Raw genomic sequence first — 13,169 nt, 5'->3', positions numbered from 1 at the left:
GTGTCGGTCCTTGGCGCAGACCTTGGCCCCAGGCGGCCCCGCTGTCGAGAGTAAAAGGGGAGCGGTGATTCAGAATGCGGTTGAAACATGGCCGATGGGCGGATTCGCCGCATCACATCAAAGGGTAACAGAGCGCTTATAAGCTGCGACCTTCAAGGTTGAATTACTGTGCGCTCGATAGCATTTACGGTGAATTTTATGAATCTCGCCCTCCGCCCCAAGTTGTTGGCCGCATTCGGTGGCCTGTTACTGCTGACCATCGCCATCAGCCTGCTGTCCTTGTGGCGGATCGGCACGATCAACAGCGCCGCCACGGAAATCCGCGATGTCTGGCTGCCCTCGGTGGACGCCGTGGGCGACATGAAGGCCTTCACCGCCCGCCAGCGCATCTCCGCCGGCCGGGTTGTGGCGGCGGGCGACGACAAGGCGCGGGACGAGGCCATCAAGCTGTATGGCAAGCAGACGGCCGACCTGAACGCGGCCGTGGCGCGGTTCGAGGCCGTGGGCCAGACGGGCGAGATGGCAGCCCTGTACGCCAAGTACCAGGCCCTGCGCGGCCCGTACGAGGCCAGCATGGCCTCCATGTTCGAAACCGCCAAGCAGAACCACGAGCAGGCGGAAAAGGCCATGAACGGCGAGATCGTGGCCGTCTTCCGTAAGGTGCAGGAATCGCTGGAGGCGCTCAGCGCCTATGATCGCGCCGGTGCCGCCAAGGCCAACGACGTGGTGCAGTCCGCCTACACCCACGCGCTGTGGAGCATATCCATCTTCGCCCTGGTGGCGGTGCTGGTGTCGGTGGGCGCCGTGCTGTGGCTGGACCGTGACGTGGTGCAACACCTGGCGCGCCTGGCCGGCGTGATGCGCCGCCTGGCGCAGAAGGACTATGGCTTCACCCTGGACGCCACCGGCCGGCGGGACGAGGTGGGCGACATGGCGCGCGCCGTCGACGTGTTCCGCACCAGCATGCGGCAGGTGGATGAACTGGCCGCCACCCAGGCGGCGGAGGCGGCGGCCAAGACCGAGCGGGCCAACCGGGTCGACGCCCTGGTCCAGACCTTCGACACCGATGTCGCCCATACCCTGCAATCGGTCACCCAGGCCTCCACCGGCCTGCATGAGACGGCGGAGAACCTGACCCGCATCGCCGACACCGGCGCCCGCGACGCGGTGGCGGTGGCCGGCGCCTCGGAACAGGCGGCCGCCAACGTCCAGACCGTGGCCGTGGCGGCGGAGGAACTGGGCGCCAGCATCGGGGAGATCGGCCGCCAGGTTTCCGTTTCCGCCACCATCGCCGCCAAGGCGGTGGCGGAGGCGACGCGCACCAACGTCGCCGTGACCAGCCTGACGGAAGCCGCCCAGCAGATCGGCGCCGTCGTGGCGCTGATCAGCGACATCGCGGGGCAGACCAACCTGCTGGCGCTGAATGCCACCATCGAGGCGGCGCGCGCGGGTGAGGCGGGCAAGGGCTTCGCTGTCGTGGCCAGCGAGGTGAAGGCCCTGGCCAACCAGACGGAACGGGCCACCAACGACATTCGCCAGCAGATCGAGTCCATGCAGGCCGCGACTGGGGAGGCGGCCGGCGCCATCGCCGCCATCGGCCAGACCATTGCAGAGATCGACCACATCACCACCACCATCGCCGCGGCGGTGGAGGAACAGGGCGCCGCCACGCAGGAGATCGCCCGCAATGTGGCCGAGGCCGCGCGCGGCACCAGCGAGGTCAGCGCCGGCATGAACGGCGTGCGGCAGGTGGCGGGCGAGACCGGCACCGTGGCGGGGGAGGTGCTGATGGCCGCCGACGACCTGTCGTCCCAGGCCGATGGCCTGCGCACCCGCGTCTCCACCTTCCTGGCGGCCCTGCGCGCGGCCTGATGGGCGCGGGCTGACCGAAAAGGGTCTCTTGCGGGATGGCCGGTCCGGGTGGAATCGTTGCGCCCACAGATAAAAGTCCCGTGCCGTCTTCGGATGGCGCGGGGTTGTTGGCAGAAGGAACATCAATGAAAGCCTGGCTTTCCACCCTGGCCCTCACCGCGGCGCTGGCCCTGGCGGGCGTTGCCGGCGCCGCCGACGGTACTCCCCCCAGCTATCCCAACCAGATGGAGGGCGACGTCGTCGTCCGCGACTTCGCCCTGACCAATGGGGAGCATCTGGCCGACGCCAAGTTCCATTACACCACCCTGGGCACGCCGCAGCGCGACGCGTCGGGCGCCATCACCAACGGGGTGCTGCTGCTGCACGGCACCACCGGCACCGGCCGCAACTTCCTGAACGCCAGCCTGGGTGGGGAGCTGTTCGGGCCGGGCCAGCCGCTGGATGCCGCCAAGTATTTCATCATCCTGGCCGACGGCATCGGCCACGGCGGCTCCTCCAAGCCGTCGGACGGGCTGAAGGGCCATTTCCCCCACTACGGCTATGTCGACGCGGTGGAGGGCCAGTACCGGATCGTCACCCAGGGCCTGGGCGTCAAGCACCTGAAGCTGGTCGCCGGCACTTCCATGGGCGGCATGCAGACCTGGATCTGGGGGGAGCGCTATCCGGACATGATGGATGCGCTGATGCCCATCGCCTCTCAGCCCGTGGCCATTTCCGGCCGCAACATGCTGTGGCGCCAACTCATCATCGAGGCCATCCGCAACGATCCGGATTGGAAGGGCGGCGACTACACGGCCCAGCCGACCGGCTACACCCGCGCACTGCCCATTTTCCAGATCATGGTCAATAACGCCTCGGTCCTGCAGCAGCAGGCCCCCAGCCGCACGGCGGCCACCACCCTTTACGACCAGTGGGTGGCCGACTACGCCAAGACCGTGGACGCGAACGACTATCTTTACTGGTTCGAATCGTCCTACGACTACGACCCCAGCCCGGAGCTGGAGAAGATCAAGGCCAAGCTGGTGGCGGTGAACTTCGCCGACGACCTGCTGAACCCAGCCGAACTGGGCGTGATGGAGGCGGCCATGAAACGCATCACCAATGGCCGCTACGTTCTTATCCCCGCCTCGGACCAGACGCGCGGCCACCAGACCCTGACGCAGGCCAAGGTATGGAAGGGCGCGCTGGAGGAGTTGCTGAAGTAGGGCGACGGGGCCGGCGCCTCACGCCTTCCCGGCATAGCGGTCGGTGGCGCGGATCAGCTGGTCCAGGATGCCGGGTTCGGCGTGGGCGTGGCCCGCCCCCTCGATCAGGTGGAAGTCCGCCTCCGGCCAGGCCTTGTGCAGGGCATAGGCGTAGCGGGCGGGGCAGGGCATGTCGTAGCGGCCGTGGACGATGGTGGCCGGGATGTGGCGGATGCGGCCCACGTCCCGCACCAGCTGGCCCTCGTCCAGCCAGGCGCCGTGCATGAAGTAGTGGTTCTCGATGCGGGCGAAGGCCAGGGCGAAATGCCCGTCCTTGAAGGGGGCCGAATACTCGGGGTTGGGCAGCAAGGTGACCGTCTCCCCCTCCCAGATGGTCCAGGCCTTGGCGGCCGCCAGCTTGGCGGCCTCGTCGTCGCCCGTCAGGCGGCGGTGATAGGCCGCCATCATGTCGTGGCGCTCCGCCTCCGGGATGGGGGCCTGGAAGCGTTCCCACTTGTCGGGGAACAGCTCCGACGCGCCGAACTGGTAGTACCAGAGCAACTCCCCCTTGGTCAGGGTGTAGATGCCGCGCAGCACCAGCTCGCTCACCCGCTCCGGATGTGCCTCGGCATAAGCCAGCGCCAGGGTGGAGCCCCAGGAGCCGCCGAACACCTGCCACTTGTCCACGCCCACCAGGTCGCGCAGGCGCTCGATATCCGCCACCAGGTGCCAGGTGGTGTTGGCTTCCAGGCTGGCGTGGGGCGTGGATTTGCCGCAGCCGCGCTGGTCGAACAGCAGGATGTCGTAGAGGGCCGGGTCGAACAGGCGGCGCTGGCCCGGGCTGGTGCCGCCGCCGGGGCCGCCATGCAGGAAGACCACCGGCTTGGCTCCCCGCGTGCCGCAACGCTCATAGTAAATCGCGTGCCCGTCGCCGACATCCAGCATGCCGGTCTCGTAGGGCTCTATGGCCGGGTAGAGCGTGCGCAGCGTGGTTGCCGGGGTGGGCATGGGGCCGTTCCTTATTTGGGCGCGTCGCCGTCGGTGGCGGTGGCGGCCGGGGTCGATTCGGCTTCCGCCGGGATCCAGCCGGTCTTGGGGCCAGCCTGAGGGCCCGTCTGGGGGGCGGTGTCCGGCGGGGTCGCCTGGGGCGCGGGCGCCGGGACGGTGTCGGCCTTGGGCGTCTCCGCCGGGGTGTCCGCCCGGGGTTGGGTGACTGGGGGCTGGGTAACCGGGGGCTGGGTAACCGGGGACTGGGCCGGGGCCGTATCCTGCGGGGCGGCGGCGGGCGCCGCGTTGGGCTGGCTTTGCGGTTGGGTCTGTGCCGCCGGGGGCGTCGGTTCGGGCTGTGGTGCCTTGGCAGCGGGGGTGGGTTCGGCCGGGACCACGGGGGGCGGGGACGCCGGTGCCGCCCCCGGCGTGGGAGTCTCGGGTGCGGGCGTCACGGGGGCTGGCGCCACCGGGGCGGGGGCCGCGTGCTTGGCCGGCTTCTCCGGCTTCGCCTCGGCCTTGGGCTCCGGCTTGGGTTCCGGATCGATGTTGACGGTATAGTCGGGAACGATGCGTGCCTGATTGCCGGTGATGACCAGCACCTTCTGCCCCAGCGGGATGGGCGTGGGTTCGCGCTGGGTCACCGACAGCAGGTCGCCGTTGGGCTTGCGCACGATGTATTCCCAGCCGGTGGTGTCGCCGGTCATGTGCTCCGCGCTGGTGCCGACGATGGTGCCCACCACGGTGCCGCCCACGGCGCCTAGGGCGCCGTTGGGACCGATCTGCGAGCCCAGGATGCCGCCAGCGGCCCCGCCGGCCACGGCGCCCACGGCGCCGCTGGCGCTGATCGACACCTGGCGGAAGCCGATGATGACGCCCGGCTCGGCCTTGTTGGCCTGCTGCACGGCGGTGGCGTTGTAGGTGTTGGGTGAATAGTCGGCCGCGCAGCCCGCCAGGACGACGGGGGCGAGAAGGGCGACAGCGGCCGTCAGGCCGAACCGGATGGATCGCGACACGGGGGAGCCGTTCCCTGAAACGACCGGGGCGCGGATTACCCCGGATAGGCTGTATGGACAGCCCCGTGTCATAGGAGATCCGTCCCCGGGTGTCACTTGGCAATTTCATGGCGGCAATGTGGTCAACTTGCCATCATGGCGCGGCGCTCCCGCCCCCGGGCCCGCCCCCGGGCCCAACCGGACCTCCCCGCCATGAAGCAAATCCGCCTCAACGCCTTCGACATGAATTGCGTCGGCCACATCCACCAGGGCCTGTGGCGCCACCCGCGCGACCGTTCGACGCAATATACCGAACTGGCCTATTGGATGGACCTGGCGCGCACGCTGGAGCGGGGCCTGTTCGACGGGCTGTTCCTGGCTGACGTGCTGGGCATCTACGACGTCTACCAGGGTGGGCCCGACGCGGCGGTGCGCGAGGCGGTGCAGGTGCCGGTGGGCGATCCCCTGCTGCTGATCCCGGCCATGGCGGCGGCAACCACCCACCTGGGCTTCGGCGTCACCGCCAACCTGAGTTATGAGCCGCCCTACACCTTCGCCCGGCGCATGAGCACGCTGGATCATCTGACGGGTGGGCGCATCGGCTGGAACATCGTCACGGGATACCTCGACAGCGCCGCCCGCGCCCTGGGCCTGGACGGGCAGGCGGCGCATGACGACCGCTATGCCGTGGCCGAGGAATACATGGACGTCGTCTACCGCCTATGGGAGGGCAGCTGGGCCGACGACGCCGTGCGCCGCGACCGCGCGGGCGGCGTTTACGCCGACCCGGCGCGGGTCCGTGCCGTCCGCCATCACGGCCCGCACTTCCGGATGGAGGGGGCGCACCTGTGCGAGCCGTCGCCCCAGCGCACGCCCGTGCTGTATCAGGCGGGGTCGTCCGAGCGAGGGCGCAAGTTCGCCGCCGCCCATGCCGAATGCGTCTTCGTCAACGGCGGGCCCAAGCCGCACGTCGCCCGCCTGGTGGCCGACCTGCGCGACCTGGCCCGCAGCCTGGGCCGCGACCCCGCCAGCCTGAAGGTCTTCGTCGGCGCCACCGTCGTGGTGGATGAGACCGACGCCCTGGCCCAGGCCAGGCTGGCCGATTATGAGCGCTACGCCAGTGTCGAGGGCGCCTTGGCCCACGCCTCCGCTTCCCTGGGCATCGACTTCGCCGCCAAGGAGTGGGATGAGCCCATTCACGCCGGCCAGAGCCAGGCCGTGACGTCGAACATCGAGAACCAAGCCGCCCGCCGGCCGGACAAGGTGCTGACCCGGCGCGGCTTGATGGACGGGTTGAAGCTGGGCGGGCGCCAGGTGCCCATCGTCGGCGGCCCGGCCAAGGTGGCGGATGAGCTGACGGCCTGGGTGGACCAGGCGGACGTGGACGGCTTCATCCTGGCGCGCACGGTCACGCCGGAATGCTTCGGTGATTTCGTCGACCTGGTGGTGCCGGAGTTGCAGCGGCGGGGTGCCTACAAGACGGAATACGCGCCTGGCACATTGCGGGAGAAGCTGACAGGCCAGGGGGCGCGGCTGCCCGATGCCCACCCCGCCGCCAGCCGGCGCTGGCCGGGTTAGCCCAGCGCATCCTTCAGGAACAGGCTGGCGGCATGCTCCAGCCCGGCCAGGGCCTCACGCCCATGGGCCAAGTCGGGCTCATCGCCCAGGGCGGCGGCGCCCTTCATCATTTGCAGCAGCGTGACGGCCATGGCGGCCGCCCGCTCAGGCGGCAGGGCGGGGGACTTGGCGCGCAGGATGGCGGCGATGCCCCGGCGCAGGCCGGCGCGCAAGGCGCCCTGCTGCGCCACCATGTCGGGCCGAGCGTCGATCAGGGCGAAGGCGGCGGCGCGCTCCACCTTCAGGCTGGGCAGCACGGCCAGCAGGTCGGCCGCCAGTTCGGCCGGCGACAGGGTGGCGGCGCGCGCCTCCACCGTCGCCAGCAGAGCCATCAGCGCCTCCGCGTATTGCGCCAGCAGGGCGTCGGCCAGCACGGCCTTGGTGGGGAAGAACTGGTAGAGCGAGCCGATGGGGGCCCCCGCCCTGGCCGCGATCTCCGTCATCGTCGCGGCGTCATAGCCCTTCTCCGCGAACACGGCGCCGGCGGCGGCCAGCAGGGCGGCCACGCGGGCGCGGCCCCGTTCGCGGGTCGGCATCTTGGGGCCGGCGGTGGGCGCGCCTTCCGCGGATGCGGCAATAGGCGCGGCGGCGTCGGCTGTTGACTTTTGTGAGGACATTCTCATAAATCTTTCATGAGGACGCCCTCATATTCCCATTCCCGGCGCCCGCCGTCCATCCCCGCTTCTGGAGGTTGCCATGAGCTTCAACCTGGATCCCAAGACCACCGCCCTGGTGCTGATCGACCTGCAGCACGGCATCGTCAACCTGCCCCTGGCGCCGCACACGGGGGCCGAGGTGCTGGCCCGGTCCAAGGCGCTGGCCGACCGTTTCCGCGCGGCCGGCGCACCGGTGGTGCTGGTGCGCGTGGCTTTCGCGCCTGATTTCAGCGACGCGCCGCGTCAGCTCACGGACCAGGCCATGACCGTGCCGCCGGGCGGCTTTCCGGCCAATTGGGCCACGCTGGATGAGGATTTGGTGAAGGCGGGTGACATCATCGTCACCAAGCGGCAGTGGGGCGCCTTCTACGGCACGGATCTGGATCTGCAACTGCGCCGCCGGGGCATCACCACCATCGTGCTGGCAGGCATCGCCACCAACATTGGCGTCGAATCCACGGCGCGCGGCGCCTGGGAACACGGCTATGCCCTGGTGTTCCCGACCGACGCCATGAGCACCTTCACTGCCGAGATGCAGGACTTCGCGCTGAACACCATCTTCCCGCGCCTGGGCCGCCGGACCACCAGCGACGCCATCACGCTGGGTTAAGCTAGGCGGCGAAGAGGAAGGTGAAGAGGAGGGGGCAGGTCTCATGGACCAGGGTCCGGATCTCTCCCTCCGTCACGCGATCCCGCGCCATCATCAGGCGCACGATGGGTTCGGCCAGCAACTCGTCCAGCGTCGCTTCCTCGATCTCCGGCATCGGCATGGCGGATCCCCTTCCGTCTCGGTGGAAACTGTATGGCCACAGTAATGATATTAAGAATGATTCGCAAATAGCCTTTTCGCAGCCACCCCTCCGGCATACGCGGGAGGGGCGGGATCACCCTGGCACGAAGGGGCTTTGCGCCGCCGCAGGCCAGCGGTTGCGGAGGGAGCTTCGAAGGTAGCGAAAATCCCATGGTCCCTATGGCATTATGCGATGAGGGCAATGGGAGCGATCAGATGGACTTCACCTACTACGAAGCCATTTTCCTGGGCGGAGTCCTGGGCTTCTTCACATCTGCCGGCTTCGTTGTGGCCCGCTGTGGCAGGGTCGGGCTGATGATGGTCTCAGCCCTGGCGCTTACACTGATTGCCGATGCCGTGCTTTTGATCAATTGGGACGCCGCCGGGCAGATGCCTATTGGCTTCGTCGCGCTGGACTTGGCCCTCATCACCGTATTCAGCGCCATAGGCAATGGGTTCGGTGCCTTGCCCATATTGTTGGTGCGGCGCTTTTGGCATTACCTTCAGGTGAAGCGGGCAATCTGAAGCGACCTAAGCCGCCTCTTGCCCTTCCAGGAACACCACCAGTTCCTCCAGGGCGTGGGTCAGGTGGCCGCGCAACACCTCCACCGCCTCGTCCCCCTTGCCGTCGCGGCACAGGGCCACCAGCTGCTCGTGCTCATCCATGGAGCGATCGTGGATGGCGGGGGTCATGGACAGGTGCAGCCGGACATAACGGTCCAGGCTGTCGTGGATGCGCTTCACCATGTCCAGCATCACCGGGCGCTGGGCCGGCTCGTACAACGCCTCATGCAGTTGCCAGTTCAACGCCCCCCAGCGGCTGGCCTCGGCGGCATGCATCTCCTTCAGCACGGCTTCGGCCTTCTTGATCTGCTTCGCGCTCAGCTGCGGGATGGCGCGGCGCAGCAGGTCGATTTCCAGCAGCAGCCGCACCTCGTAGTATTCGCGCACCTGGGTGGGCGACAGCTGGGCCACGACCGACCCCTTGTAGGGGATGGTGGCCACCAGGCCTTCCGCCTCCAGCTGCTGCAGCGCCTCGCGCACGGGGATGCGGCTGACCCCCAGCTTCTGCGCAATCTCATCCTGGCGCAGCTGGGCACCCAGCGCGTATTCCCCGGACAGGATCATCTGCCGCAAGGCGTCAACCACCTGGGCCGACAGGGATTTCCGTTCGATCTTGGCGCGTGCGATCATTTGGTGGCTTCTTGACGGGGTGCGGATTGGAAAAGGCGGCCCTGTGATTTGCCTCTGAACATCCTGATATCGGATGTAAAAGCAATTGATTTTCTAAAATACGCTAGACGGTTCGGGGATGCCGCGCCATGGGCAGTTGGTGCATGGCCCGGTCTAGTTCCCGTTCAGCCTCAAGCGATAGCATTCCCCGCCGTCCGTCCGGATGCCAGAATGGGTGCCGGTGGCGCTATGCTTGACAGTTTGGATATCGTATCCGATACGCTATCGCCCCACCAGGGCACCCCACGGGCATGATACCCTGGCGCATCCATTCGACGATAACGGGGACGGGCAGGGCATGGCGGTGATGGCGGGGGCGGACAGCCCGGTAAGCGGCCCGGCGGTGGCGCCTGAAGACCACGATGGCGGCCATCCCCCCGGCCTCTACCTGCTGTTCGCGGTCGAGTTCTGGGAGCGGTTCTCCTATTACGGCCTGCAATCCATCCTGATCTTTTTCCTGCTGTGGCACCTATCCATGGACAAGGTGTCGGCCTATGCCGAGCTGGGGGCCTTCGGCGTCCTGGTCTATATGTGCCCGGTGGTTGGCGGCTTCATGGCCGACCGCTGGGTGGGTGCCCGCCACGCCGTGCGCGCCGGTGCCGTGCTGCTGATGCTGGGCCACGGCCTGATGGCCTGGCAGCCGGCGCAGACGGTGGAACGGCTGGTGACGCCTGAGGCCACCTATGACCTGAAGCGCCCCATCCTCTATCCCGCGGAGGGGGAGGACGGCGCCCGCCAGGTGGTGGTGAATGGCACCGCCCAGGTCATCACCAGCCTGGGCAGCGTCCAGGGCGATGACCCGGATGCCCGGGTCCTGACCTATGTCGGTCCCGACGGCGCCGCCGTCACCCTGCGGGGACGCCTGGAAAAGACGCCGGACGCCGGCGGGCTGAAGCTGTTCTACCTGTCGCTGGCCCTCATCGCCGCCGGCGTGGGCATGCTGAAGCCCAACATTTCCGCCCTGGTCGGCCGGCTGTACGGCCAGCGCCACGCCGCGCGCGACCGTGGCTTCCTGATTTTCTACCTGGGCATCAACGCCGGCGGCCTGATGGGCAGCATCGTCTGCGGCTGGCTGGGCGCCGCGCTGGGCTGGGAATGGGGCTTCGGGGCCGCCGGCATCGGCATGGCCGTGGCGTTGGCCACCTTCTCCCTGGGCCGCCGCCTGCTGCCGCCCGAACTCCCCGCGGCCGAGGGCGGCCCCCGTGCCGCCAGCAGCGCGCCGGGTGGCCTGCTGGCCCTGGCCGGTGGCTTGGCCGTGGCGCTGGGGGCCTGGCTGATCGTCGATCATCCGACGGTGGTGGGCCATGTGCTGGACATCGCCGCCGTGGCCGGCCTGGCCGCCGTCTTCTGGTTCGCCCGCCGCTGCGACGCGCGCCAGCGCCGCCATCTGGCGCTGCTGCTGCTGCTCATGCTGGTGTCGGTGCTGTACTGGACCCTGTTCTACCAGGGGCCCGCCTCCCTGAACGTCTTCGCCGCCGAGTGGACGGACCGCCACATCGGCCCGGTGCTGGTGCCGGCCCCGGTGCTGCAGTTCCCGGACAAGGCCTTCGTCATCCTGCTGGCCCTGCCGCTGGCGGCCCTGTGGCGCTGGCTGGACGGCCATCGCCGCGACCCCGGCCCGGTGACCAAGTTCGGCTTGGGTGTGCTGTTCGTCGGCCTGGGCTTCCTGGCGCTGGCCTTCGGCATTGAGGTGACGCCGGCGGGCCTGCGCGTGGGCGTGGCCTGGCTGCTGTCGCTCTATCTGCTGCAAGAGGTGGGGGAGCTGTGCCTGTCCCCCATTGGCCTGTCCTCCATCACCCGCCTGTCGCCGCCGGCCATCACCAGCCTGCTGGTGGGCCTGTGGTTCCTGTCCACGGCCTATGGTCAGCGCCTGAGCGCGCTGGTGGCGCAGGCGACGGTGGTTGACGGCAGCCTGCCGGCGGCGGTGCAACTGGCCTCATACCAGGCGGTGTACCTGAAGGCCGGCCTGTGGTCCTGCGCCGCGGCTGTGCTGCTGCTGTTGCTGGTGGTGCCGCTGCGCCGCCTGAATGATTGATGTGTGATCCCAGAGAAGCGGGTTTGAGACCATGACCAAGGGTATTGGGGGGCTGTCGGCCCCGGCGGTGCTGTCGACCTTGAAGTCCCGGCGGGCGGCGGTGCAGCCCGTCACGGCGGATGAATACCGCGCCCGCATCGAGGCGGTGCGGGCCCATATGGCGGCGCGCAAGGTGGATGCCCTGCTGCTGCCGGCGTCCAGCAACTTCCTCTACTTCACCGGCCTGGACTGGCACCCCAGCGAGCGGCTGACAGCGGCCGTGATCCTGAAGGACGGCGACCCCGTCTATGTCTGCCCGGCGTTCGAGGAGCCCAAGCTGCGCGGCCATATCACCGTGGGTGATGAAGTGCGCACCTGGCAGGAGGATGAGAGCGCCTACGCCCTGGTGGCGGACCTGGTGCGGGCGCAGTCGGGCGCCTCTGCCACGGTGGCGGTGGACGCCCTGGGCTATGCCGGCGTGTTCTTCGACCTTGCAACGGCGCTGCCCCAGGCCACCCTGGTGGATGCCCGCCCCCTGACCGAGGCCTGCCGCCGGGTGAAGTCGGCGCATGAGATCGCCCTGCTGTCCCACGCCAAGGCCATCACGCTGGAGGTCCACCGCCTGGCCGCCGGCATCCTGCGTCCCGGCATCACCCCGGGTGAGGTGGTGGCCTTCATCGGCCAGGCCCACCGCGCGCTGGGGGCCGACGGCGGCAACACCTTCTGCGCCGTGCAGTTCGGCGAGGCCACGGCCTATCCCCACGGCGCCCCCGGCGACTGGTTCCTGAAGGAGGGCGACCCCGTCCTAATTGACACCGGCTGCGCCATCGAGGGCTACAAGTCCGACATCACCCGCTGCTACACCTTCGGCCACGCCACCCCCGAATACCGCCGGGTGTGGGAGGATGAGCGCGACGCCCAGATGGCGGCCTTCAACGCCGCCCAGATCGGCGTTCCATGCGAAGCGGTGGACATCGCCGCCCGCAGCTTCCTGGAGTCCCGCGGCTACGGCCCCGGCTATCAGGTGCCCGGCTGCCCCCACCGCACCGGCCACGGCGTGGGCCTGGACCTGCATGAGCCCGCCTATATCGTCGGCGGCAACAAGCAGCCGCTGGAGGCCGGCCTGTGCTTCAGCGTGGAGCCCATGCTGTGCCTCTACGGCAAGTTCGGCGTGCGCTTCGAGGACCACGTCTACATGACCGAAGACGGCCCCCGCTGGTTCACCGTTCCGCCGACGGATGTGGACAACCCCTTCGGGCTGCATCACTGAGGGGCTTCATGGCAGACGGATATCCGGAAGGTATTGATTGCCTGTGGATAGCGATGGACCAGGGCGGGAGGGTGGGAGCCTTCATCACAGCGGGGGAAGGCCCCGTTCCCGGCCAGGCCTTCGGCTTCGAGGCGTTCACGGCATTCTCCTTGGAAGAGATGCTGCTGGCCCTTGGCGTGTCGACACCGGCCACGCTCCTGGTGGATGTCCCCAGGCCTGACAGTTTCCTGGCCTTGGCCAGCCGGGGGGTCTTCGTTTACGACTGGGGTGAGTTTCATCACAATTCCGTGGGAGACTATCATTCATATCGGCTGGTCGCCGTTCCCGAAAAACCTATCGCCATTGCGGCGCTTCTGCCCGATATCGCCGAGATTGCGTCAGCCATTCATTTTCCGGACGTTTCCTTCGGACGCGCGCTGGTGATCGACCCAAGGGACACGATGGCGTGTGAGGAGAGTGCGGCTTAAGCGTCGGCTTGAGGCGGGCCGTGTTCATCCTCGACACATAAAAGAAGGGCCGGTCCTTGCGGGCCGGCCCTTGAGGATGTGCCT

13 protein-coding genes are annotated in these 13,169 nt (G+C 68.5%); 8 read left to right on the top strand and 5 right to left on the bottom strand.

The window, feature by feature from the left end:
* Window positions 1–198 precede the first annotated feature (198 nt).
* Window positions 199–1,872 (top strand): methyl-accepting chemotaxis protein, encoded by a 1,674-nt coding sequence (locus FBZ88_RS26840; protein ID WP_145620068.1) that lies wholly within the window; start codon window positions 199–201, stop codon window positions 1,870–1,872.
* Window positions 1,873–1,997: 125 nt separating this feature from the next.
* Window positions 1,998–3,077 (top strand): alpha/beta fold hydrolase, encoded by a 1,080-nt coding sequence (locus tag FBZ88_RS26835; protein WP_145620067.1) that lies wholly within the window; start codon window positions 1,998–2,000, stop codon window positions 3,075–3,077.
* Window positions 3,078–3,095: 18 nt separating this feature from the next.
* Here the strand turns inward: FBZ88_RS26835 and pip are convergent, their stop codons facing one another.
* A complete protein-coding gene (pip, locus tag FBZ88_RS26830; protein ID WP_145620066.1) occupies window positions 3,096–4,064 on the bottom strand; it encodes a prolyl aminopeptidase in 969 nt (322 codons plus the stop codon).
* A gap of 11 nt (window positions 4,065–4,075) precedes the next feature.
* Window positions 4,076–5,059, bottom strand: a complete 984-nt coding sequence (locus FBZ88_RS31140) for an outer membrane lipoprotein (protein WP_246138882.1) — start codon at window positions 5,057–5,059, stop codon at window positions 4,076–4,078.
* A 192-nt stretch (window positions 5,060–5,251) separates the two neighbouring features.
* Here FBZ88_RS31140 and FBZ88_RS26820 point away from each other — a divergent pair, with 192 nt between their 5' ends.
* Window positions 5,252–6,616 (top strand): LLM class flavin-dependent oxidoreductase, encoded by a 1,365-nt coding sequence (locus FBZ88_RS26820; RefSeq protein WP_145620065.1) that lies wholly within the window; start codon window positions 5,252–5,254, stop codon window positions 6,614–6,616.
* On the opposite strand, the gene FBZ88_RS26815 is transcribed toward FBZ88_RS26820, so the two are convergent.
* Window positions 6,613–7,272, bottom strand: a complete 660-nt coding sequence (locus FBZ88_RS26815) for a TetR/AcrR family transcriptional regulator (protein ID WP_186464613.1) — start codon at window positions 7,270–7,272, stop codon at window positions 6,613–6,615. The genes FBZ88_RS26820 and FBZ88_RS26815 overlap by 4 nt on opposite strands.
* Before the next feature lie 79 nt (window positions 7,273–7,351).
* Here FBZ88_RS26815 and FBZ88_RS26810 point away from each other — a divergent pair, with 79 nt between their 5' ends.
* A complete protein-coding gene (locus FBZ88_RS26810; protein ID WP_145620063.1) occupies window positions 7,352–7,921 on the top strand; it encodes a hydrolase in 570 nt (189 codons plus the stop codon).
* Between the two features lies 1 nt (window position 7,922).
* On the opposite strand, the gene FBZ88_RS30410 is transcribed toward FBZ88_RS26810, so the two are convergent.
* On the bottom strand, window positions 7,923–8,081 hold the full coding sequence (locus FBZ88_RS30410) for a hypothetical protein (protein WP_186291171.1): 159 nt from the start codon (window positions 8,079–8,081) through the stop codon (window positions 7,923–7,925).
* A gap of 236 nt (window positions 8,082–8,317) precedes the next feature.
* Between FBZ88_RS30410 and FBZ88_RS26805 the strand changes: the two genes are divergently transcribed.
* Window positions 8,318–8,626: a hypothetical protein gene (locus FBZ88_RS26805; protein ID WP_145620062.1), complete on the top strand. Its 309-nt coding sequence runs from the start codon at window positions 8,318–8,320 to the stop codon at window positions 8,624–8,626.
* Between the two features lie 6 nt (window positions 8,627–8,632).
* Here the strand turns inward: FBZ88_RS26805 and FBZ88_RS26800 are convergent, their stop codons facing one another.
* A complete protein-coding gene (locus FBZ88_RS26800; RefSeq protein WP_145611188.1) occupies window positions 8,633–9,295 on the bottom strand; it encodes a GntR family transcriptional regulator in 663 nt (220 codons plus the stop codon).
* A gap of 337 nt (window positions 9,296–9,632) precedes the next feature.
* On the opposite strand from FBZ88_RS26800, the gene FBZ88_RS26795 reads away from it, so the two are divergent.
* The 3 genes from FBZ88_RS26795 to FBZ88_RS26785 are packed head-to-tail and all read left to right on the top strand — an operon-like array spanning window position 9,633 to window position 13,085.
* Window positions 9,633–11,369, top strand: coding sequence for a peptide MFS transporter (locus FBZ88_RS26795; protein WP_145620061.1), 1,737 nt, complete (start codon window positions 9,633–9,635; stop codon window positions 11,367–11,369).
* A 31-nt stretch (window positions 11,370–11,400) separates the two neighbouring features.
* On the top strand, window positions 11,401–12,618 hold the full coding sequence (locus FBZ88_RS26790) for a M24 family metallopeptidase (protein ID WP_145620060.1): 1,218 nt from the start codon (window positions 11,401–11,403) through the stop codon (window positions 12,616–12,618).
* An 8-nt stretch (window positions 12,619–12,626) separates the two neighbouring features.
* Window positions 12,627–13,085, top strand: coding sequence for a hypothetical protein (locus tag FBZ88_RS26785; RefSeq protein WP_145620059.1), 459 nt, complete (start codon window positions 12,627–12,629; stop codon window positions 13,083–13,085).
* The last annotated feature ends 84 nt before the right edge of the window (window positions 13,086–13,169 follow it).

The organism is Nitrospirillum bahiense, from assembly GCF_007828025.1.
Taxonomy (GTDB): Bacteria; Pseudomonadota; Alphaproteobacteria; order Azospirillales; family Azospirillaceae; genus Nitrospirillum; species Nitrospirillum amazonense.
Note: the sequence above shows the minus strand (reverse complement) of the source record. Positions and strands in the feature narration are given on the sequence as shown.